This window comes from Paenibacillus sp. FSL R7-0189 (assembly GCF_037969925.1).
Taxonomy (GTDB): Bacteria; Bacillota; Bacilli; order Paenibacillales; family Paenibacillaceae; genus Paenibacillus_AQ; species Paenibacillus_AQ odorifer.
The window spans coordinates 5,383,465-5,406,170 of sequence record NZ_CP150223.1 but is presented as its reverse complement, the minus strand read 5'-3'; the positions used below and the strand labels follow the sequence as shown (position 1 = coordinate 5,406,170).

The 22,706-nt window shown below is 43.9% G+C and carries 17 protein-coding genes; 6 read left to right on the top strand and 11 right to left on the bottom strand.

From position 1 onward, the window contains the following. Positions 1-94: 94 nt before the first annotated feature. Entirely contained in the window at positions 95-2,011 is a 1,917-nt protein-coding gene (locus tag MKY63_RS23675) for a right-handed parallel beta-helix repeat-containing protein (protein WP_339809957.1), read from the top strand. Between the two features lie 54 nt (positions 2,012-2,065). On the opposite strand, the gene MKY63_RS23670 is transcribed toward MKY63_RS23675, so the two are convergent. Then, complete coding sequence (locus MKY63_RS23670; protein ID WP_036688177.1) at positions 2,066-2,485, bottom strand: hypothetical protein; 420 nt, start codon at positions 2,483-2,485, stop codon at positions 2,066-2,068. Between the two features lie 297 nt (positions 2,486-2,782). Here MKY63_RS23670 and MKY63_RS23665 point away from each other — a divergent pair, with 297 nt between their 5' ends. Both MKY63_RS23665 and MKY63_RS23660 read left to right on the top strand, forming a co-directional pair. Next, a complete protein-coding gene (locus MKY63_RS23665) occupies positions 2,783-3,613 on the top strand; it encodes a MerR family transcriptional regulator (RefSeq protein ID WP_339809954.1) in 831 nt (276 codons plus the stop codon). A 13-nt stretch (positions 3,614-3,626) separates the two neighbouring features. Further along, positions 3,627-4,652: a serine hydrolase gene (locus MKY63_RS23660; protein ID WP_339809952.1), complete on the top strand. Its 1,026-nt coding sequence runs from the start codon at positions 3,627-3,629 to the stop codon at positions 4,650-4,652. A 66-nt stretch (positions 4,653-4,718) separates the two neighbouring features. On the opposite strand, the gene MKY63_RS23655 is transcribed toward MKY63_RS23660, so the two are convergent. After that, positions 4,719-5,123, bottom strand: a complete 405-nt coding sequence (locus MKY63_RS23655) for a hypothetical protein (RefSeq protein ID WP_339809949.1) — start codon at positions 5,121-5,123, stop codon at positions 4,719-4,721. Positions 5,124-5,254: 131 nt separating this feature from the next. Further along, positions 5,255-7,000 (bottom strand): beta-galactosidase family protein, encoded by a 1,746-nt coding sequence (locus tag MKY63_RS23650; RefSeq protein WP_339809947.1) that lies wholly within the window; start codon positions 6,998-7,000, stop codon positions 5,255-5,257. 154 nt (positions 7,001-7,154) lie between these two features. Between MKY63_RS23650 and MKY63_RS23645 the strand changes: the two genes are divergently transcribed. Next, entirely contained in the window at positions 7,155-8,609 is a 1,455-nt protein-coding gene (locus tag MKY63_RS23645) for a sulfatase-like hydrolase/transferase (RefSeq protein WP_339809945.1), read from the top strand. Positions 8,610-8,681: 72 nt separating this feature from the next. Here the strand turns inward: MKY63_RS23645 and MKY63_RS23640 are convergent, their stop codons facing one another. The 5 genes from MKY63_RS23640 to MKY63_RS23620 all read right to left on the bottom strand — a co-directional run bounded on the left by MKY63_RS23640 (position 8,682) and on the right by MKY63_RS23620 (position 15,795). Further along, entirely contained in the window at positions 8,682-10,181 is a 1,500-nt protein-coding gene (locus MKY63_RS23640; RefSeq protein ID WP_076146426.1) for an arylsulfatase, read from the bottom strand. 15 nt (positions 10,182-10,196) lie between these two features. Next, complete coding sequence (locus MKY63_RS23635; protein ID WP_339809942.1) at positions 10,197-12,092, bottom strand: family 20 glycosylhydrolase; 1,896 nt, start codon at positions 12,090-12,092, stop codon at positions 10,197-10,199. 121 nt (positions 12,093-12,213) lie between these two features. Next, a complete protein-coding gene (locus MKY63_RS23630; protein WP_339809937.1) occupies positions 12,214-13,845 on the bottom strand; it encodes an extracellular solute-binding protein in 1,632 nt (543 codons plus the stop codon). 57 nt (positions 13,846-13,902) lie between these two features. Continuing rightward, positions 13,903-14,802, bottom strand: coding sequence for a carbohydrate ABC transporter permease (locus MKY63_RS23625; protein WP_051491567.1), 900 nt, complete (start codon positions 14,800-14,802; stop codon positions 13,903-13,905). Positions 14,803-14,826: 24 nt separating this feature from the next. Next, entirely contained in the window at positions 14,827-15,795 is a 969-nt protein-coding gene (locus MKY63_RS23620) for an ABC transporter permease subunit (RefSeq protein WP_036688194.1), read from the bottom strand. Positions 15,796-16,044: 249 nt separating this feature from the next. On the opposite strand from MKY63_RS23620, the gene MKY63_RS23615 reads away from it, so the two are divergent. Both MKY63_RS23615 and MKY63_RS23610 read left to right on the top strand, forming a co-directional pair. Next, complete coding sequence (locus MKY63_RS23615; RefSeq protein ID WP_036688196.1) at positions 16,045-17,484, top strand: response regulator; 1,440 nt, start codon at positions 16,045-16,047, stop codon at positions 17,482-17,484. Beyond that, the gene (locus tag MKY63_RS23610) at positions 17,471-19,249 is read left to right on the top strand and encodes a histidine kinase (protein ID WP_036688197.1); all 1,779 of its coding nucleotides are present in this window, start codon (positions 17,471-17,473) and stop codon (positions 19,247-19,249) included. The genes MKY63_RS23615 and MKY63_RS23610 overlap by 14 nt, the downstream gene beginning before the upstream one ends. A gap of 81 nt (positions 19,250-19,330) precedes the next feature. Here the strand turns inward: MKY63_RS23610 and MKY63_RS23605 are convergent, their stop codons facing one another. From MKY63_RS23605 to MKY63_RS23595, 3 genes are all read right to left on the bottom strand, one after another. Beyond that, the gene (locus MKY63_RS23605) at positions 19,331-20,719 is read right to left on the bottom strand and encodes a sulfatase (RefSeq protein ID WP_036688200.1); all 1,389 of its coding nucleotides are present in this window, start codon (positions 20,717-20,719) and stop codon (positions 19,331-19,333) included. 106 nt (positions 20,720-20,825) lie between these two features. After that, positions 20,826-21,659: an AraC family transcriptional regulator gene (locus tag MKY63_RS23600; protein WP_036688203.1), complete on the bottom strand. Its 834-nt coding sequence runs from the start codon at positions 21,657-21,659 to the stop codon at positions 20,826-20,828. A 39-nt stretch (positions 21,660-21,698) separates the two neighbouring features. Continuing rightward, on the bottom strand, positions 21,699-22,676 hold the full coding sequence (locus tag MKY63_RS23595; protein WP_038571739.1) for a formylglycine-generating enzyme family protein: 978 nt from the start codon (positions 22,674-22,676) through the stop codon (positions 21,699-21,701). Positions 22,677-22,706 lie beyond the last annotated feature (30 nt).

Below are 22,706 nucleotides of genomic sequence, written 5' to 3'. Positions count from 1 at the left end.
ATTTTGTCTTAAAGTGTACTATATAAAGTATAGAACTAACAACGTTATTTCCTATAATATTGGATAAAGTCAACCAAGCGGAGGTTATAGGACAATGGAATATCACGTATCAAAAACTGGTTCAGATCAAGGTCAAGGTACTCAACATGATCCTTTTTTAACCATCAATAAAGCGGCTTCAGCAGCTGTGGCTGGGGACAAGATTATCGTTCATGAAGGGATATATCGCGAATGGGTAAAACCGAGATACAAAGGATTAAGCGAACAAAGAAGAATTATTTATCAAGCCGCTGAAGACGAGCAGGTTGTCATAAAAGGCTCTGAACATATACAAGATTGGCAGCAGGTTGAGAATCATATTTGGAAAGTGATCTTGCCGAACACGTTTTTTGGCAGCTTTAATCCGTATGTTGAGGAAGTGTCTGGCGATTGGCTCGTCACTATAGAGGAGACAAGACACTTAGGCGATGTATATCTAAATGGCATGTCTTTTTATGAGGTCAGTCAGTATGATCAACTGGCAGCTCCCGTCGAAAAGCTGGAGTTCAAGGATCTCTGGACACATGAGATGGTTCCGGTCCAAAATCCAAAACAGACGACCTATGTTTGGTTTGCCAAAGTAAGCCCTGACCACACCACGATTTACGCTAATTTCCAAGGTGCCAACCCGAACAAAGAACTGGTAGAAATCAATGTACGCAGATCTTGTTTCTACCCTGAAGAAACCGGGATTGATTATATTACTGTAAAAGGTTTTGAAATGGCGCATGCGGCAACACCTTGGGCACCTCCAACGGCAGACCAGCCCGGACTGCTGGGCACTAACTGGAGCAAAGGCTGGATTATTGAAAATAATATCATTCACGATGCCAAATGCAGCGCTATCAGTATCGGCAAAGAAGCTTCCACAGGCCATAATTACCGTACCATTCGAAAAGACAAACCCGGATATCAATATCAGCTTGAATCCGTCTTTACTGCTGAGCGTCAGGGCTGGAGCAAAGAATCGATCGGTTCACATCTTATCCGCCATAATACCATTTATGATTGCGGCCAAAATGCCATCGTCGGCCACTTAGGTTGTATTTTCAGCGAAATTCATCATAACCATATTTACAACATTGCGATAAAACGGGAATTCTGGGGCCACGAAATTGCCGGGATCAAGCTTCACGCACCGATCGATACTCACATCCACCATAACCGGATTCACGATTGTACTTTAGGTTTATGGCTGGATTGGCAGACCCAAGGGACAAGAATCAGTAAAAATCTGTTCTATCAAAATCACCGGGATTTGTTTATAGAAGTAAGCCATGGCCCCTACATTGTTGACCATAATATCTTGACAGCTAAACATGCTTTGGAGAATGTAGCCCAAGGTGGAGCCTATATCAACAATCTGATCGGCGGCAGGATGGTTCATCGTAAGGTACTAAACCGGTCCACGCAATATCATCTTCCGCATAGTACAAAAATTGCCGGTTTCTCACTTATTTATGGTGGGGACGATCGGTTCTACAACAATATCATTGTTGGAAAAGACGGATGGACAGGCGTGGGAACATCACATTTCAATAACTACACCACCTCTTTGGCGGAGTATATCGAGAATGTCCATAAGTTACACGGTGATCTTGAGGAGTTTGAACTCGCTGAACAGCCTATGTTCATTAATAACAACGCTTATTTAAACGGTGCTGAGCCTTTCGAAAGAGAGAATGTAAAGCTGGTTGAGGAAAGCTTTGGTCCAGACTTCTTTATTGTAGATCAAGGAGATGAAGGATTCCTTTCTATTGATCTGCCTGAAAGCTTCGTTAACTTCTTAGGTGAGGTACATTCAACTGAGACTTTGCCGCGGGTGCGCATCGTGGATGCCGAGTTTGAGAATCCGGATGGCAGCAATATAATTCTGGATACAGATTTTCTGGATAACAAGAAAGAGAATAAAAGCACTTTAGGACCTCTTACACTTTTGAATAAGGGCAAAAATTATATTAAAGTGTGGTGATCGGTAAAGCAGGTGGCTAGTCCACCTGCTTTTTCATTGCTATAATTGAGTCTGCTATTTAATATCCTTAATCTTTTGAATAGATACTTCGTTTTGTTCTATTAGGATCTGATATTCAACAATCTCTCCTGCTTTAAATTCTTCCTTAAATTCTTTACTGACCGAGTAATTATCTTTCGGATTGAGTGTAACCTTAAATAAATGCTTTCCATTATCTATGGGGAACTTTGCTACCCCACCATGCTTAATATTACTGTCGATCAAAGAGTTAATTTGAACGTCATTTCCTTCATCAACGGTAACAACTACACTTTTTAAAAATAACGGACTGTTATTCGTAATCAGCAAGTTATATTCTTGATCATCAGTTACATCTACATCTGTATTATTGGATATATCGGCATTGTTTTTTTCGCAACCCGATAACAGGACGATAAACAAAACGAATAAAGATACGTATTTTTTTCTAGACAAAATGTTCTCCTCTCCATTCCTATAATCTTTTCTTGTGAAAATCTTAACATGTTCTAGAAGTTTTATGGGAAATATTTGAAGGCTTTAGCTAAAATGATACACTCTAATAAATAAGGGTAGCCCCGTTGGCTACTCCTTTCTGAATGGCCATTTACCTATATATTGTCGTAACCTTGGAATCGGTTCACTATTTTGCTGTTGACTTTGACCTTAGGGTAAGGTGTTAAGTAGATCTAGAACCAAACATCGATGTTTTAGCTTGGAAGCTTAATTCAAACGAAAAAAGGAGATGACTTTTTGCTGTCGATTGGAGAATTCTCGAAGATATGCGAAGTTTCTACGAAGACGCTTCGATATTATGATGAGATCGGATTAATTCATCCCGAAGAGATTAACCCTGAGAACGGTTACAGGTATTACTCCATCAAACAACTTAAAAAAATGCTTTTTATCAATCGTCTGAAAGGTTATTGTTTCTCGCTGGAAGAAATCAAAGACATTTTACAATGGGAACAGGATCGTTCAGAAGAGAAGCTCTACTCAGCCCTTAATCTCAAGAAAAAAGAAATACAGGAGAAAATAAGTTCTTATGAATACACCTTAAAACAAATCAATATTGATGTATTAAATTTGGAGAAAGGTATCCCCATGATGTCCTACCTGAATGAGATAAAAGTAGAGCTTGTTGAAACTCAGCCTATGAATATTCTTTTTACGCGTCAGATGTTGAGCAGTGATGACTATGCGCTAGGTTATGGACATTATTTTAGCGGGCTATATGAAAAAATCGCCACTGAAAAACTCACTTTGCTCGGTACGCCAATAACATTTTATCACAGCCATGAATATAATCCAGCCGGAAATGATACAGAGTTTGCTCTCCCCATAAAAGAGGTTGTAAAAGGTACAAGAGATTTGCCTGATGCTCTTTGTGCGAGATCTGTTCTTAAAGGCGCCTATTCAGAATTGACCTCGGTCTATGCAAAGCTGAGAGAATGGATAGAAAATGAAGGTTATGAAATGGTGAATTCGCCCTATGAAATATATGTAACGGACCCGATACAAGCCGCTGTGCCTGAGGATCTGGTTACCGAGGTCTATTTTCCAGTAAAGAAAAAAAATTCATAAAGGAGTTACTTTCATGCTCAAAAACAATTATCCAACTTCAGATTGGCAAATCTCAGCCCCCGCAAACTTGGGAATGGATGCTGATATGCTTTCAGAACTAGAATCAAGGATCAAATCCGAGTATAGCAATATCAACGGGATTGTTGTGATAAGAAGTGGAACTATCGCTTATGAAAAATATTATAATGGCGCTGGCCCGAATGACACACATCATGTGGCCTCTGTAACAAAAAGTATCATATCCGCGCTCATAGGCATTGCCATAGATGCTGGCTTTATTAACAATGCAGATCAAAAGGTACTGGAGTTTTTCCCGGACTATGTTCCAAACGCTGCTCAAGATCCGCAAAAACAAGAAATCACCTTGCACCATCTCCTTACGATGACCGCACCTTATGCTTTTGCAGATTGGCACGAACCGCTGGAGCAAATGTGTATGCAGCCTGACTGGGTAAAATATACGCTGGATATGCTAGGCCAACAAGGAATAATTGGGGATTTCAAATATTCTACCGCTGGAGCACATCTGCTTTCTGCCATCATCACGCGCAGCACTGGACAGAGTGCCCGTGAGTTCGCCAACGAACGTTTATTTAAACCTATCGGAATGAATGAAATCCCGGATTATGAGATGAGCTCATTTGGGTTCGATGATTTGTTTGGGGTAAATGTGAAGGGGTGGGTGGAAGACCCAAATCGTATCACCACAGGAGGATGGGGACTTACGTTGTCTCCACGCGATATGGCGCGTTTTGGTTTATTATATTTGAACCGTGGACAATGGGAGCAAAATCAGATCATTTCGGAGACATGGATTGAGGAATCAACAGCGATGAACCCTAATCATTACGGTTACTTGTGGTGGCTACGCGAAGAAGACGGGGTTTACACCTACTCAGCGTTAGGTGATGGTGGTAATGTCATTTGCTGCATTCCAGAAAAGGATCTTGTCGTAACCATCGCCTCAGAATTCACACTTCAGCCTCGTGACCGCTGGCCTCTGATTAAGGAGTGTATTATTCCGTCTGTAGTAGAGTAAAGAAGATAAAAAACATGCTGGTTGCCCCTTCATTCACAACTAGGAGAGCAACCAGCTGTCTACACTCTAAATCATATTGCTACAAGGAAAAATAATATCACCTTCGTTGCTGCTTACATCAAAAAATCCAACTTTATGTTTTATAGCCAACTCCCGCATCGCCGTATAAGCTTCGTCAGCTACGGAATACGCAAAAGCCGCATAGATGACGGATGAGCCAAGCGAGTAGTCAGTTAACCGGTTATCCGTTCCGGCTTCCTCCATCGCCTCAAAAATCTCGTCCTCTACATTCATATTAGGAAATTGCTCAGACAACTCACTATAAAAGCGTTGCAGCGCCTCCGATAAAACCGATGGATCGTTATAGGCATGGTCTTCCGACCACTGCAATTGCTGCTCATACCACTCCATAAACGCTGCTCTCTCTTGCGGTGCTTTAGACGTCTCAAATGCCATCAAATCATAGCTCATTTAAAATCCTCCTCTAACCCACCCTAATCGTGCATTTTCAGTTCCTATAAATTGTTGGGCTGTCTTGATTATATATTAAAAATCATCAGACCCGTACTATAGAATCATGATACTTACTCACCCGTTAAATATCATGTGAGCTCCGGTGTATCTACAAAAGTAACCACTGGCTCCATTACGCCATGTAGTTCGAATAAGATAAGCTCGTTATCACCTTGACGCAGAAGCGGCGCTGGTAAGTATAGTGTTTTAGTTGGACCCTGCTCCCAGTAGCGCCCTAAATTAAAGCCGTTTATGAAAACCTGACCTTTACTCCATCCGTCCAGCCGCAAAAAAGTATCCTCAGGCTTACTGACTTGAAAGCCCCCCCGGTAAAAAGTAGGCTGCTGACGTTGCTCGCAATCTATCGGTGTGAATGATAATCCCTTAAGATTGGTTAAAGGCAAAGAATGAATGGTCCAATCATGCAGGAATTGATAGCCGAGTCTAACGCCACAGGTTATGCCTTTTGGATCACAAAGCAGCGGGCCATAATTTACACGCCCCATATTCTCCACAAGGATGTCGATCTGCAGTCCCTCCGTTGGAACCTCTAATGGAATTCCTCGCGGATCCCAGCGTTCAACTGTACCGACAAAGGCCCCATTCGCGAATACAAGCGCACGATCACGTACTTCTTGAAGGACGAGCTCCGTACTGCTGCGGGGTCCACTGATCCTCGTCGAATATAAGATGAACCCATGATTCTGACCCAGTTTCTCCATTGGCTCGGGACATGCTCTATGTTCTGGGGTAGACAAAACGTCTAACTGAGTGAACAGTGGTGCTGCTTCTGTCATCAACACTTTACCATAAGCTTGTGACTTTAAAAACGGCGGTAATTCCAGTGGCGGTAACGTTACGTATTTCTCAATTATTTTTCGTGCTGCATAGAATTTTGCAGTTGGCTTACCGGATTCGTCCAGCAGCGTATCATAATCGTAGCTGGTTACGATGGGCTCATATTTGTCAAAAAGATTTGCCCCATTCATAAATCCAAAATTCGTCCCCCCATGGAACATATAGAAGTTAACAGAGGCTCCTAAAGCCAGCATTTCATCCAAAGTCTCCGCTACTTCAGATTCGGGGCGTGTATTATGCGGTTTCATCCAGTGGTCAAACCATCCATTCCAGAATTCCATACACATCAACGGTCCCGTAGGCTGATATTCACGTAGTTTAGCAAAGGCTTCCTTTGCCCGTGAACCAAAATTCACAGTGGCGAACACTCCGTCAATCATACCGCCTTGGAGCATATGATCTTCAGCTCCATCTGAAGTAAACAGCAGAACGTCCATGCCGCGGGCGATCATTCCTGCTTTTAGATCATTCAGGTAAGTCTTATCACTACCAAAGCTTCCATATTCGTTCTCTACTTGAAGGGCAAGCACAGGCCCACCGTTAGTGCTTAACAAGGGCCGCAGACGTGGAAGCAACTCATCGAAATAGGCATCCAACTTAGATAAATAGACGTTATCATTACAACGCAGTTGTATGTTATTGTCCGCAAGTAACCAAGCTGGCAATCCACCGAATTCCCATTCCGCACAAATATAAGGACTTGGCCGCAAAATCACGTGCAAACCAAGCTCTCCGGCAAGTCTAACGAAAGCCTCGATGTCAGCAAATCCAGCAAAATTGAAGTTCCCCTCCTCTGGTTCGTGTAAATTCCAAGGAATATAGGTTTCAACAGTATTCAATCCACAAGCCTTCAGCTTCAGCAAACGATCCTGCCAATATTCCGGAACGATCCGGAAATAATGAAGCGCACCAGAAAGCAACCGGATGGGTTGTTCGTCCAATATAAAATGATCCCCTGATATGGATAACTTCCGCATATAATTTCTCCTCCAACATTGAGATAGACTATTTAATTATAGGTAATAAAAATATCAACCCATATGGACGATTCTAATGAAATATATGGAGAATTCATTGGTTGCTAGGGGCTTTTGTGATGCTATACACTATATTCATAGGGGGTTATTACGGATGTCAAAAAGAACTCATATTTGGTTAATTACCACAGATCAAATGCGCGCGGACGCACTAGGTATCGAAAACGCTTCCGTACTGACACCTGAACTTGACCAGCTTGCTTCGGAAGGCACACTCTTCACTGGCGCTTACTGCGCTAGTCCCGTTTGCACGCCTTCACGTTCTTCCATTTTTACAGGCAGGTATCCGCATGTTCATGGTGCCTGGAACATCGGTACCACACTCAGAGAAGACGAACTTACCTTATGCGATCATTTAAAGAAAGCGGATTATAAAACCATCGGTATAGGAAAGATGCATTTCCGCCCTCAGATGAAGGGGAACTTTTCACAAGAATATGAAGAGCCTGCTTATCGTGACCGCGGAAGAGCTTCCGATGGAACGTACTACGGATTTGATGAACATCATATTACGGAAGACAATTGTATCGGGGAATATATGGAGTGGCTTAGACAGCGTAACCCTGAAGTGGCAGAGCGTTTCAGGAAGGACCATTACAGAGCTTCTAATGCTCAAAACGATGTGTGGGAGAGCGAACTCCCTCCGGAGCTGCATCAGACTTATTGGATTGCTGAACGGAGTATCGATGCTATCCTCGCCCACAAAACCGAGCAACCGCTATTTTTATGGACCAGTTTCGTCGATCCACATCACCCCTTTGACCCTCCAAAAGCTTACGCGGATATGTACGCTGACACTGACATTCCATCTCCAGCCAGAGAAGCAGATGACGTGCATCTTCGTCCTCCACATCTGCTGCGTCAGAGTCAGGGAGGATATTGGCCTGGTGGCGGTGAGGAGCATTCTCTTGATGAAGCGCATATGAAACGGCTCACCGGAAATTATTATGCGATGATTACCTTCATTGATGCGCAGATCGGACGTATTATAAAAGCTTGGCGTCAAAAAGAAATGTACGATGATGTAGTCATCCTCTTTACCAGCGATCATGGAGAACTGCTCGGTGACCATGGACTAATTTACAAGGGGCCATGGTTTTATGAAGGGTTAACACGAATCCCGATGATCGTACGCGGTCCTGGGATTGCTTCCGGGCAACGGGTCCCTGCTTTGATGGAACATGTTGATATTGTCCCCACACTGCTTGCAGCCGCAGGTCTCAAAACTCCCTACGGAATTCAAGGTGTGTCACAGATGGAGGTGCTGGCTGGAAGAGAGTCCCATGTGCGCAATTCTGCCCTGACCGCTTATATTGCTCATGACCGCGGCATTAACGCTAAGTGTTTGCGTACAACACGTTATAAGCTGGTGATTTTCGCAGGTGAGACCTACGGCGAATTGTATGATTTGAAAGAGGATCCTCATGAAAACTCCAATCGTTTTGAAGATCCCGATTATAGTGATATTCGCCATTCGATGGTTGAATTGCTCGTCCATCGAATGATTCAAGATCAGGACCCTTTGCCTAAACGCCGGAGTAGCTGGTAAATTCACTAACCTTTCTTTATATCCGTAACAGACGTAGGGCAACCTGTGAGTTCTGGTTGCCCTATGTTATGATTATTTCCCCAATTGGGATGCCTTTAGAATATGAGATATTGGGCGTCCGGCAATCCATTCGCCGTTGTTTACAAACCCTTCCTCTCGTCCCTCCAGCTCGTGAATAAGACGCTCTCTCCACTCTTTTATACGCTCAAATTTATCAGTACAGCCTATCGCATTAATCTTCTCTGAGGGGTCTGCCGCTAGATCAAAATACTGCTCTTCCCCTGTCTGAGAATACCAAATAAATTTCTCTCTTCCATCCGTTAAGAAGTGGTGGGACTTTTCTCCATAGGCTTGTTCCCCATGAATATAAGATCGCCATAATGTCTGATCTCCCCTGCACAGCGGCAACACACTTTGCCCTTCTACTGGAACTGGTATTTGGACGCCAGCAGCTTCAAGAAATGTGGGCATAATATCGCGAAGCTCTACAATGGAATCAGGCCGGGAGCCTGCAAGAAGTCCAAGCGTTTCTCCCGGATCAAACACTATGAAAGGAATCTTAGCACTTCCTTCATAAGGAAGAGATTTGCGGAAGTAATGGTGATCCCCCATCATTTCACCATGATCAGAAGTAAATAGAATCAAAGTTTCATTTAAAACTCCATACTCCTGCAGCCCATTGATCAACCTCCCAATTTGGTCGTCAAGATGCGTAATTAGCGCGTAATACGCCGCACGGGCACGATCCAATCTGCGCTTTGGCAAATTAGTGAACGAAGAAGTTGGATCCTTAGCTCCGTTTAAGGCCGCACTCTCGTCCACCCAGTCTCCGATTGGAGGATCGGGAAATTCCAAGTCCTTGTACATATCCAGATAACATTGTGGCGGATCCAATGGGGAATGCGGGCGAACGAAGGAAGACCATAAGAAAAATGGTTTCCCAGGGTCCCTTCTTCGCAAAAAGTCTAGCGACTCGGTCACGCACCAATTCGTGGGATGCATCGCTTCCGGCAAGTGCCAGGGGCGGGCAACCGTTGAGGCGTTGCAATCAAGGCCTAAATCAGTGATATCCGAGTTAGCATTAGTTTGTCTTCGCAGCCACTGCAAATAATCATCCACTTGATCATAGTGTTCATCCTGTAACGTTTTGCTCTTATCCCGATTGTAGTGAAGATATCCATCATGAAGCACCACATTATGGAATCCACATAGATTACGTGCAGGATACACATGCATCTTGCCAACACACTGCGTATGATAACCAGCTTGAGCAAGCTCTCCGGCAATCGTATGGGCGTAATTCCATTCAACCTTATCCCGATAACCAACCCGCCCATGTGATCTTTGCCCCATTCCTGTCATGATAGCAGCCCTGGCGGGAATACAACTGGGGGTAGCCGAGTAAGCGTGCTCAAATAAGATCCCCCTTGATGCCAGAGCGTCCAGGTTGGGTGTCTCAACGACGGGATGTCCCATAATGCTCAGGCAATCAAAACGCATCTGATCTACGGTGATAAGCAAAAGGTTGGGCTGCTTTGTGCCCTTTTGATGGTCCAGATTAGTATCAATCATAACCTCACCCCCTCCTTAAACCCCAGCGATCACGGATGGTGTTGCAATCGTGTGCCATAAATTCGCACTTATCGTCCTGGGGTCGCCCTCGTCAACAAGACCGTCGAACGTCAGAAGCTCCTCTTCTAATTCAGCAATCTGCTCCACGTTCCCTTCGACATAACGATTGTTTCGATGAATCGCCGTTCTGATTCTCTCAAGCATTCCTCCCATACGAAGATCAAAAACATCAAGACCAAATACCTTATTTTCCAGCTCCCATTGCACTCGATAGTCGTCCATGAATTGTCTGGCCAAATCAGATAATTGTGGCAAAGTCACCTTGGCAAAGTGAGCCAATTCCTCTAAATTCCCCCGATGATAAGCGTCGCGTATAGAAATCCCGATTTCGCTCTTTATTTCGAGCAAGCGACACAAGCTGGCTTGTACAGAGAATAAGGATTGCCAAGGCGAATTGCGAGTGATCGCCTGTTCGAGCTTTTCTGCACTTTGCTGATAATGCTTCGAATACGCGTTAGGAATAACATGTCGATCAAACAAACCACACAAAATATCTTGATAAAGCAAGTATTTAGCCGGATTGATAGAACATCCCCCCGGAGCCGAATTACCCGGAACCAGGTTGGCCGCATCAAGTGCCATAAAGTCATCATAATTGCCTTGCACACAGCTGCTGAATCTTTCTTTGACATGGTTCTCCACGAAACATCCCGTGTAGCTCAGCTCCGCCCAAAGTTGAAGGGTAGGAAGAACCGAGAAAACGGAAGCTTCAGCGCCATTATCTCCCCATGCGGTAATCAACACTTCTTGAATTCCATGCTTAACACAGCTATCATGAGCCAGCAGACTGACATGGCGACTGAATTCATTGTTTGGCGCGAAGCCCATCCATTTCCAAGCACCACCTGCAAATCCAATATGATCATTCAGCTGCTTATGTTTGCTTAACATCCCGTCGTATTTCTCCTGCGTTTCCGAATAATAATCCCAGTAGATCAAGGTAACATCTTCAGGAATCAGCTTTACAATATCAGGGCTAATTGGACTTTCAGCATCGTAATATTCTCCGGAACTGGCCAGACGGAAAAACATGTCGCTCCACATCATCGTCTGGAAAGCATATTTTCTGGCGATCTCCATAACAGTGCTAAAGTGTTTTAACATTAATGAAGATCGATCCTGATACCCATGCTTATCCAGGTATTTACCAAGTCCCATCATATGAGCTTCGTCCATCCCGATATTTATGCGGCGACTGCTTACATGAGCCGACATAAAAGCAAACATTCGATCAATTAACTCATAGGTTCTGGGATCATCAATAAGGAGAATATCCTGGAAATCCACAAGCGGTGCATGTGCCTGCCATTTCAATGCTTGGCCGAGATGGGCCAGGGTCTGAATACAAGGAACCAGTTCTATGCCAAATAACGCGGCATACTGATCCAGCTCCCGAATTTGATCTCCTGTATATCGGCCTCGCAAATAGCCGAAATAAGGGTATCCCTCCAGTTCGTAGGTGTCTTCCGTATACAACTGAACCGTTGAATATCCCATAACCGCTAAACGCCGGATCAATTCCTTATATCCTTCATAGTTAAGAACCGCATTTCGCGAACAGTCTACCATGAAGCCTAACTGTTCATAAACCGGCCGTTCATTAATTTCAACTCGTTCTCCACGGCGTACGTTCTCAAGAAATCGGCTGAGTGCCCGGATCAACTGATGTTCCTGTCCATACGCAATGGTGACCTGAGCCTCATCGTAAGATATTCGAAAGCCCTTCCCTTGCTTAATACAATTCACTGGTATCCCTGAGCGTTCCATTCGTATACTCAATATTCCCGCTACTTCTGAAACTGCTGCTAACTGTTTCTCGGTTAATCCCGTCAAGTGAATGCTAAGTTTCATAAACTTTACCCTCCCAATCTTATAAGTCTGCGGTCAGTAGCGCCGCACAGTCTAAACCATACTTCAAATAATTAAACGGAAGATCCGGGCTACTTCCGCCCGGATCTTCTCTATCCATCCATTATTCAATACCTTGTTCCATGGCCTTCTCATTTACTTCCTCTATCATTTTATCAAGGCCTTTAGCCTTATAATCGTTCACAATGCTATTCCAGTAACTCTCAACGGGTTCTTTGGAAAGCATGATCTTAAGCAAATCATCATGGTCAAGCACAGTAAATTTATCCTTTGTTGGGGTGGACATATAAGTTAACCGAATGTCGTATTCTGGCACCTTTGTATTGTTCTGAATCCAGTCGATGTAATCGACAGCTTCTTTGCGGATTCCTTCGTTAGCAATCGTCGGGTTATCCATGTTATAGCTATCTGAAGTTTCATAAGCCACCAAATTCTTCAGAAATCTGCTAGCTGGATACTTCTCATTTAACGAACCCTTTTCAATGACAACCTTCTGCCCATTTTCGAGCTTATAATCTACACCTTCGATGCCATAAGTCAACAGATCCTTGCCTTCAGGAGACAACACATAATCATAGAGTGCCATGATGCGATCCATCTTTTTATCGTCAATCTTATTGCTGAAATAGCTTTCTGACCAGTATGTTTTAAAGATAGCGTGTGAACGTTCACCATCAGGACCGATAAGCGGCTTGAGCGCCTTCACGCTCTCCGTCATATCCTTATCCGGATAAGCTGTTTTCCAGCGTTTTTCATACATATCGCTATTTAAATTTATGAAACCTCCACCGCTCAGGAGAGCAGCTGCTTTGCCTGCTACGAAATTGTCATAGGACTCTGCTGGTTTAACAAGCGCGATGTCTGGATCGATCAATCCTTTTTCGTACATATTCTTCATGTTTTGCAGCGCTGGCAGCGCATTTTTAGAGAATACAGCAGGGATAAACTTTCCATCCTCTTTGATCCATTTAAAATCACTGCCGCTTCCATCACTAGTAGCAACCGGGTTGCCATACAACCAGAAGAATCCGCCCAGCATCTTGGTAGTTGTCGTCGTAAGACCAGTAACATGCTTGCCTTCCGGATCCGACTTTACGATTGCATCAAGCATGGCTTCAAACTCTTGCCATGTCTCTGGTTCTTTGGTGATCCCAGCCTTTTGAGCAAGATCCCAACGATAGAAAACCATACGGTCCAGTGCACTCCAATCGACACTCGGGAACATCCGGCGAGGTACAGTATAATACTTTCCATCTACTCCTAATCCTTTAATATCTGGCGATTCGAAGTATTTTGCAAGATTCGGATACTTTGAAAGATCCGGGAGCGCTTTAACAACGCCTTGATTCACCCATTTGCGCTGATATTGTGTACCGACGGCGTCGATCGCGAAAATGTCTGGCAATTGGCCGGAGGCGGCCCACATTTGAATCTTCTGGGTATAGTCATCCCAAGACAAATTGACAGGTTTTAGTGTGATGTTGAATTTCTCCAACACTTGTTTAGCGATCGGGTCCTTTTCGAGGTTAGCAATCTCGGCATCCGCATCCCAAAACCCAAGAGAAATAGTCATTGGATCCTTGTAAGGATTATCAGTGGAGTTAGAAGAATTCGGAGATGTTTCACCGTTTGAACCAGCCTGCCCTTTGCCGTTATTGCCTCCACCGCAAGCCGTGAGTACTGAAGCCAACAAAGTTATACATAATGCCAATGTCATTATTTTCTTTCTATGCATGCTTGAAACCTCCCTTTATACTATTTTAGGATAGAATCAATCTATTTAAAATCTTTCTTATCCTTTTATTGAACCCACCATAATGCCTTTATTAAAATGCTTCTGCAGGAACGGATAAACAACAATAATCGGAATACTCGAAACTACAATCGCTGCCATTTGAAGTGCAGGTGTGTAGACCTTCCCCGTCTGCTCCTGCTCGGCCATCGTTTGTGCCATTTGGCTTAGCAAGGAATTCGAAGTAATAAGTGTCTCCCGTAGATAAATCTGAAGGGGTGCTTTTGCCGCGTCACTGATAAAAATTAATGCATACCACCATTCATTCCATCTTTCCACAGCATAGAACAAAGCAAAAGTCGCCATGAATGGAGCAGAAATTGGAATAATGATTTTGAAAAGAATGTACAGATCATTCGCCCCATCCAGCTTAGCCGATTCTTCCAAGCTTTCTGGAATGGTATTGAAATAGTTTTTCATAATGATTAGATAAAACGTATTGAGACCCGCAGGGATGATCATGACGAGTATATTGTTTACGAATCCTAGATCTTTAACGACTAAGTAAAAAGGAATTAAACCGCCATTGAAAAACATAGTGAACAAGATCAAGCTAAGCATTATGTTTCTGCCGGGCATACCCCGCTTGGATAATGCGTAAGCTCCCGCCACAGAGATTGTCATGCTGAACAACACGCCAACCACTGTTACGATGACAGAATTAAAGATGGAAGTCCAAAACTTCATATCCTGAAGCAAAAGCTTGTAAGCGGACAGGTCAAACGAAAGCGGAAAAATATAAAAGTCGCTTTTACTAATCGCTTCGAACTTTGCCACAGAGATAATAAGAACATTATAGAAGGGAAAAAATGTTACTATTGCTAGGAGCCCCAGCACCACGAATGCGACGATATCGAAAACACTCCACTTTTTTCTCTTTTTAACCGTTATGTCGGTCACTTGCTTCTCCCCTTTTCCTGCAGATTAATACAGTCCTTCCTCGCCCATCTTCTTAGCGAACGTATTGGCCGCCCATAAAAGGATTAGGCTGATAATGGACTTTACGACACCCACGGCGGTCATATATCCAAAGTCTCCTCCAATCGTGAATGAAGTCCGATAAATGTAAGTATCGATCGTGTCGGCAACCGAATATACCGGCGAACTATACAGGTTGAAAATTTGCTCGAAGCTCGAACCTTGGGTTAGTAGTTGTCCAACTTGAAGGATTAGCAGGACTGCGACTGTACTTTTCAAACCCGGCCATGCGATGTTTAGCAAACGGCGAAACCGGTTCGCTCCGTCTACTTCAGCCGCTTCAAACAGCTCAGGATTGATCCCTGCCAGAGCCGCCAGGTAAATGATTGAATCCCAACCGATCTCTCGCCACACATGCGTGATATACAGAACGGGTCTGAATGCACTTTCATCGACAAGAGGAGAATTCGGATCTCCACCAAACAGCATGATGATCTGGTTATAAATCCCGTCTTTGCTTAAAATATTGATAATAATCCCCGACAGTACAACCCACGATATAAAATGCGGGAACGTCAGGATCGTCTGAAAAAACCGCTTCATTTTTGTCCTGGAAAACTCATATAAAACAATCGCCAGGATAATGGGCATCGGGAAATGAGTGACCAGCTTCATCAAGCTGATAATGACCGTATTCCAAAACGCCTTGCGAAAATCGGGGTCGGTCAGCAGCGTTTGAAAATTCTCCAATCCAACCCAAGGACTGCCCAGAATCCCCTCACTGTAATTAAATGTTTTGAACGCTAGCGTTACACCGTACATGGGAGCATAGCTGAAGAGGGCGTACCAGATTAACACCGGTAGAACCATAAGGTAAAAATACTTGTACTGTAAAATCGTTTTCCCTAAACTTTGCTTTGGAGCAAGAGTTTTTAAGCTTCGCTTAGGCGTTCGAGCGGTTACAGAATCAGCCAATCTTCTCCCCACCTTTCTGTATGAGATTGTTATGCTTGTAAGCGATTTATATGGTAAATTATATCGGGAGTGTAAATTCTCTTGTATAGAGAATACAACTCCGGTCATGTGGATTTTTCACACCTTGGCGGGTGACCTTCCCGTGACTCGTAATATCGGACATAGTGAGCGTAAGATAGTCCATACCCCCCTTGGTCCACAATCGCTAGGATAAATCTAAGAGCTCTATAAAGAAAGGGGGATTCACTTATGCGTTCAGTGATTATTGCAGATGATGAGAAGTGGATTGTAGAAGGAATTAAAGCAGGAGTGAATTGGAAGAAATACGGCTTTGAAGTAATCGGCGATGCCGAAAACGGGCAAGAAGCCCTTCAATTAATTCAATCGCTTCGCCCCACCCTTGTTCTAACAGATATCAAGATGCCTGTTATGAATGGACTAGAGCTCATTCAACGTGGCAAGGCCATCGCACCTGATACGATCTTTATCGTACTCAGCGGACATGCCGAGTTCGCTTATGCACAAAAAGCGATGAATTATGGTACTTTCGGATATTGTCTCAAACCCTTTGAAATCGAAGAAATTGAAGGAATGCTCAACCGAATAGCCCAGCAACACGATTCCAAGACAGTTAAAGAACAACCTATCCACGACTTCGAACTTTATGAAGCGGTTTGTTCCGGAGATCTTGAACGAATTAACTTATGGTTGGATGAGAAGAAAATACCCTTGTCGAAAGATACCCCTCATATCCCCATTGTTATCCAAGGGTTAAGTTCACCTGTAGATGTCGGGCAGTTCTCTTCCCTGGTCTTCCCAATGAGCCGCCGTAGGTATGGATACTTATTAGAAGAGTGCCAATACGAAGTCTTCCTCCAGGGTCTTGAACAAACAGAAGTTGTACAAGAGTGCGGAGTCGGGATCGGTCCTCCTATTTCGGATATACAACAATTGGATGCATCTTTAGAGTCCGCCTCTCATGCTGCTTTCAGTATGTTCACAACGGGGATGCCCGGATGTTACCGGGTGAATCCACAGCAGGAAATACCGATCGACGAGAAACTCAAAGAGATTTCCCGGATTCTTCATAATAAAGACCGGCTCGGTTTCATAGCAGCCATGGAATCGATAAAGAAATTATTCAAAGAGGGAACGTTCACCATTAAAGAAGCCTATTTGCTCTATACATCGATCCTCTACTTATTTCCTCGGGAAGGGACTCGGGTTAGCGGCCGTTTTTTTGAAGGATATGAACAGCTCTATTATCGGTACGGCACGGCTGAAGCTATGATCGATGATCTGATTCTTATGACACTTGATATTTTTATGAACAGAAACGAATCTGATATTTCACGAATCTCAAACCACAAAGTCAAAGAAATCATGTTATACATCCGCAACCATTTCAATCAAGAAATTTCGATCCAGCATTTAGCCAATCAGTTTTTTTTAAGTCCAAATTATTTATGCCAATTATTCAAAAAAGAGGTCGGCGAGACCATCATCGAACATATCAGTCGTTTACGAATTGAATACGCTTGTAAAACGCTGATCGAAACCAACCTTTCCATTTACCAAATCGGTGAGAAATGCGGTTTTCAGGATTATTTCTATTTCACACGAATTTTTAAACGGCATCTCAAAATGACACCTACACAATATAGGGAACAAAACAATGAAGACATTTAAGAGACTATCCATCCGAACTCAGGTTTTGCTATTCGGGTTATTTATTGTTGCCATTATCCCAATCATCGTTTCACGAGTCTACCAACTATCAAGCGAAACTATCATTAATCAAAATACGCAATACAATACAGAGCTGGTCTCCCTCCTCAAGCAACGGATTTCTGACAACTATGCCAACGTTTCTTCCATGATGATGAATGTGGGTTACGATTCGACCGTCCAAAAGTTCCTAGTCGAGAATGATAAGCTTCGAGTCTACGATCTATCCCAAAAAGTTGAAGGATTGTTGAGCATCGCCCGAAATATGAACACGGATATCTTAGATATTATTGTTATCGGCAGCTCAAACACACGTATTTCCTTAGCAGGAAGAACAAAATATGCTATCGATCTTATGAAAACAGCTGAGGAGGATGGAATCGTTCATTATCGCGGATACAGTCCTCCAGACAAAGTCATCGACAAGAGAAAACTGCTTTTCGGGATGAACATCTTCGCTTCAGGTGACACGTCCCTATATGGTGAAAAAATTGGCTATCTCGCAGTTATTGTAGATATGAAGGCCATTCAAACTGAAATTTCTGAGTATCCCCGATTGGTCGGAACCAGCTTTTTTATGATGGATGATAAAGGCATGATCTACTCTAATAGCAATGAGCCGGAGGATATGCTCCAGCAGTTTCAAACTCGGGCAACTGGAAGGGATGGAGAGTCCATCGTCGAGACCGTTCATGGAAAGAAATATGCAATTCAGTCCTTTAGCTTACCGGAGATCTCTGGAAAAATCATAACCGCTGTTCCTGTCCATAATTTAATGAAAGAACTGGAGAAATTGAAGAAGGTCAGCTATGCTCTTCTAGCCTTAATCTTGCTGGTCGTCTCTATCCCCTATTCTGTGCTTATGATGAATCTCTTAAGACCGTTGTCTAGGCTTATGCGCTATATGAATCAATTAAAGGGCGGAAGTCTGGGGATATTGAACAACAAGGTCGATTTAAAGGGCTATGCTGAGATTGAAATCATCTCTCGACAGTTCAACGATATGACCACACGGATCCACGATTTGACGGACCAATTAATCGATGCTTCAACTCAACTTTATCTGACCGATCTGGAAAAGCAGCGGGCGGAATATTCGTATTTACAAAGTCAAATTAATCCGCATTTCTTAAGCAATACTTTAGATACAATCAAGGGCGTTGCGATCGTAAAAGGAAATCGGGATATCTTCGAGATGACTACCGCCTTAAGCACAATGCTCAAGTACAGCATCAAAGGCAAAGAGGAGGTAACTCTTGGGGAAGAGCTGAAAATCGCGGAATCTTGTGTGAGGATTTACCAAGGCCGTTTCCCGGACAAATTTACTTACAAGCTGTTGTGTCCCCAGGAATGGTTACACATTCCCGTGCCTAAAATGATCCTTCAACCTATTGTTGAAAATGCGCTTGGTCATGGGCTTGAGGCACAAGGACAAGGAATTTTGCTGATCTCCGTAGAGAAAAACGAAGCGGGGCTGCTTGAAATCGTGGTAGAAGATAATGGTGTAGGCATCGATACAACAAGACTGGAACAACTTACGGAGTTGCTGGCTGGTAAGAATATAGAATCAGGAGATCATATCGGTCTCCTAAATGTCAATAATCGTCTAAATCTTAAGTATGGCGATCCTTGCGGCGTTCTGCTGTATAGTAAGGAGGGTAGCGGGACGAAGACCGTTTTGAGGCTTCCCGGATCTTTAATAGATCCACAAAAAGCGAGAACATAAATAGGGAGGTTGCCCATTCAGGGCAACCTCCATTTCATATGTCTTTCATTCGCCGCATTTACTAGGATATTATTAAGCAGCCTATAAGGATGAGCTCAGATACTCTTTGGCATGGTAGGGTCCACCTTCCATAAGTACCGTCCATAATGGATCGATATCACAATCCATGGAGCCCATCATATTATCATGCCATTCATTCAACAGATAGACAGCCTCCATACAAACGTCTTTACGCACTTCGGCAAGATTATGTTGTTCATAAGGATCATGCTTCAAATCAAAAAGCATTTCTTGCGGGAATCCATGGTGTCCGTCATGATAGGTACGTATATATAACCAATCCGCAAACCGAACGCTGCGTTGACACACATGCGCACATTGTGAGATTACGAGATACTCACGCCCTCCCAAATCCCCCTCCAGAATGGTACCTGCATAACTTTCACCATCCCAAGAAGCAGCCGCTTTCAAATTCAAAAGGCTTGCTAATGTAGGTCCTAGATCAAGGTGATAATGTAGCCCCTCCTCCACGATTCCCTTCTTGCCCCCTGGCCAGCGAACAATCATCGGAATACGGCAAGTCGCCTCGTCTGCTGTGCCATGTTCGGAGTAAATTCCTAGTTCACCCAGACTCTCTCCATGATCCGCAGAGATCAAGATAGCCGTATCTTCCATCACGCCAAGTTCTCTCAGCTTAGAAAAAACTTTTCCGAGATGCTCGTCCAGATACTTAACTCCAGCATCATAGTTGTCAAAGATAACACGCAGGTCATCACGGTTCTCTATCTCCTGCTGATGCCTGAAATGCTGCTGATAATGCGATTTCGCGAGCGCATTCATATCTTCAATACTATGCTGCCCCTTCTTATTTCGGTGAAGCTCAAACACGTCTTCCGTGATCCAATCGGGTAAAGGCTCCTTCTCGAACGGATTACCATAGCTCTCAGGTGTACGATAAGGTGTATGCGGATCCCAGAAATTCAGGTGCAGAAACCAATTTTCGGACTCCCCATTATCCTCAAGCCATTTAAGTGCCACTGGAAGCACCTGCTCTGCCGTCTCATGCCCTCTGCCACCAACATTAAACACTTCTTGGAACCCGGCGTTAAAGGTCCAAGCCGAGTGTCGTTCGGAGAAGGTGCTGATCGATGCAGTTTTCATCGCCGCTTGCCTTAATATAGCCGGAAGGCTCTCCATCCCCAACCGGTCATTGAATTCACGTTTTGCTCCTTCTCTACGCATATCAGCAGCGGTTCCGCCATGCCCTACAATCCCATTATGAATGCCAAATCGCCCCGACATTAAAGCAGAACGAGACGGCAGGCAAGGAGCATCTGAACAATAGTAGTTGGTAAAGGTGACACCTTCTTTTGCGATTGAATCGATATTCGGGGAGGTATTCCGATGATAGCCATAACATCCCAGATGGTCCGGGCGAAGCGAATCCAAATCCAAATACAAGATTCTCATGAGTTATTCCCTGCCTTTCCTTTTCATCGAAATGGTTACGCTCGATTCGGGCAGCTTAGAATGATCTGCTCATGCTTATAAGAGTAAATGAATATGGAAAGCTCCGCTATGGAGTAGCGATGTTTGTTTTTGTAAATTCGATACTTTTCCGGTACTCTGCCGGCCCCTTACCGTATTCGCCACGAAATACCTTGCTGAAGTGTGAAGCATCATAATAACCACATCTCTGGGAGATATGCTCGATTGTATAATCCGTATATTCCAGCATTTGTTTAGCTTGCTGCAGCCGCAATTTTCGCAGCATTTGCATGGGTGTCAGTTTATATATTTTCTGAAATGCCCGGCTAAAATAAACAGGATTCATATGATAGAGCTTGGAAAGCTCCTCTCTACTAATCTCCTGATCAAGCCTCTCCTCCATATATTGCAACGCTTCATTAAAGCGGTCCGTGATAAAGGGATCTCGTGAAGAACGTCGCCCGCCAAGCTTGGTACTCTCCATAATTTCATAAAGAAGAAAAAATGCCAATGAACCAACCTGAACATTCCTGAAATCATCTTCCTCCTGCAACCACAGGCTCCGCAACTCGTCAAACCTTCGCTCATATTCGCTTCGATCCCGGACCCGAATCACCTTGCCTAAAGGGAATAACTTAAAGAAGTCATCTCCGTCTTTAACTTTAGCGTTAATATTAAACAGATAATGTACACCATCCGTTTTGGAGATCACATTAAAAGGCTCGTTAGGACGGTGGATCATCACATCTCCGGCAGAAGCAACATATTCTCCTTCGGAGGATGTCGTCAATACCTCACCTTTTTGGATATAAGAGACGGTATAACAAGACTGGACATAATCGAACAGGATCCGCTTCTGATATTGAATCTTTAGGACGTCCAGCACGTTGATGTCAAACTGACTATGGATGATAGAGGACAAGGAAGTTCCTCCTTCTTATGTAGTAGTCGTAAAAGTGCTTTAACTTGTATAATCAGCCGTACATCGAAAGCCAATATTTCCGGCAGAGCTGTCTGGAGTATTTTTGCTTCTAGCCGCCACCCGATAACGGTTGCAGTAAGATTTATGGCACAAATATGATCCTCCGCGCATCGATCTTGCGACACCACTTACTGGACCTTTCGGATTCACGGATTCGGAAGATAAATGATAGTCCTTAGTAAACCAATCCGCGCACCATTCCCACACGTTTCCTGACATATTATAAAGACCATAGCCGTTAGGCAGATAGGAACTTACAGGTGCGGTACCTGCAAAACCATCGCTGGCATGATTTTTATCGGGAAACTTTCCCTGCCATATATTACAGCGATGCTCTCCGCCTGGTTTTAATTCATCCCCCCAAGGATACCGTTTCTGAACCAGTCCTCCTCGTGCGGCATACTCCCACTCCGCTTCCGTAGGCAGACGTTTACCAGCCCAGCGACAATATGCATCCGCATCATGCCATGATAGGTGAATAGCCGGATGATCAAGTCGTTCATCTACATGGGAATCCGGACCTTCAGGATGACACCAATCCGCTCCCTCCACCACCCACCACCAGGGGGTTTGAGTGGCTACTTGGGTCACCTTTTTCCCTGTCTCCATGGAAACAAAAGAATGAAACACGTAAGACCATCCAAAACGTTCCGCATCTGTAACATAGTTTGTTTCCTTGATAAAAGCAGCAAACTGCTTGTTCGTAACCGCCGTTACATCCATCAAAAAGGAAGATAAGGTAACCTTCCTAGTCGGCCCTTCTCCATCTGCGGGGAACCCTTCCTTATCATCCGTCCCCATAAGAAAAGTGCCTCCAGGGATAAGGATCATGTCCGAGAAATCTTTTTCCCCTGTTACTCCTTGAACCGTTGTGTTCTCCTTACAAACATCAATAGATTCTTGTTTCGCGACTTGATTTCGACTAGCTGAACAACATGCCCGTATATTCTCTGACATGATTTACCTCCAATCTGGAATCGTCCCGGC

Coding starts and splice junctions, on each gene's coding strand:
- MKY63_RS23675 (WP_339809957.1), top strand. CDS start 95: ATGGAATATCACGTATCAAAAACTGGTTCAGATCAAGGTCAAGGTACT.
- MKY63_RS23660 (WP_339809952.1), top strand. CDS start 3,627: ATGCTCAAAAACAATTATCCAACTTCAGATTGGCAAATCTCAGCCCCC.
- MKY63_RS23655 (WP_339809949.1), bottom strand. CDS start 5,123: ATGAGCTATGATTTGATGGCATTTGAGACGTCTAAAGCACCGCAAGAG.
- MKY63_RS23650 (WP_339809947.1), bottom strand. CDS start 7,000: ATGCGGAAGTTATCCATATCAGGGGATCATTTTATATTGGACGAACAA.
- MKY63_RS23645 (WP_339809945.1), top strand. CDS start 7,155: ATGTCAAAAAGAACTCATATTTGGTTAATTACCACAGATCAAATGCGC.
- MKY63_RS23640 (WP_076146426.1), bottom strand. CDS start 10,181: ATGATTGATACTAATCTGGACCATCAAAAGGGCACAAAGCAGCCCAAC.
- MKY63_RS23635 (WP_339809942.1), bottom strand. CDS start 12,092: ATGAAACTTAGCATTCACTTGACGGGATTAACCGAGAAACAGTTAGCA.
- MKY63_RS23630 (WP_339809937.1), bottom strand. CDS start 13,845: ATGCATAGAAAGAAAATAATGACATTGGCATTATGTATAACTTTGTTG.
- MKY63_RS23615 (WP_036688196.1), top strand. CDS start 16,045: ATGCGTTCAGTGATTATTGCAGATGATGAGAAGTGGATTGTAGAAGGA.
- MKY63_RS23610 (WP_036688197.1), top strand. CDS start 17,471: ATGAAGACATTTAAGAGACTATCCATCCGAACTCAGGTTTTGCTATTC.
- MKY63_RS23605 (WP_036688200.1), bottom strand. CDS start 20,719: ATGAGAATCTTGTATTTGGATTTGGATTCGCTTCGCCCGGACCATCTG.
- MKY63_RS23595 (WP_038571739.1), bottom strand. CDS start 22,676: ATGTCAGAGAATATACGGGCATGTTGTTCAGCTAGTCGAAATCAAGTC.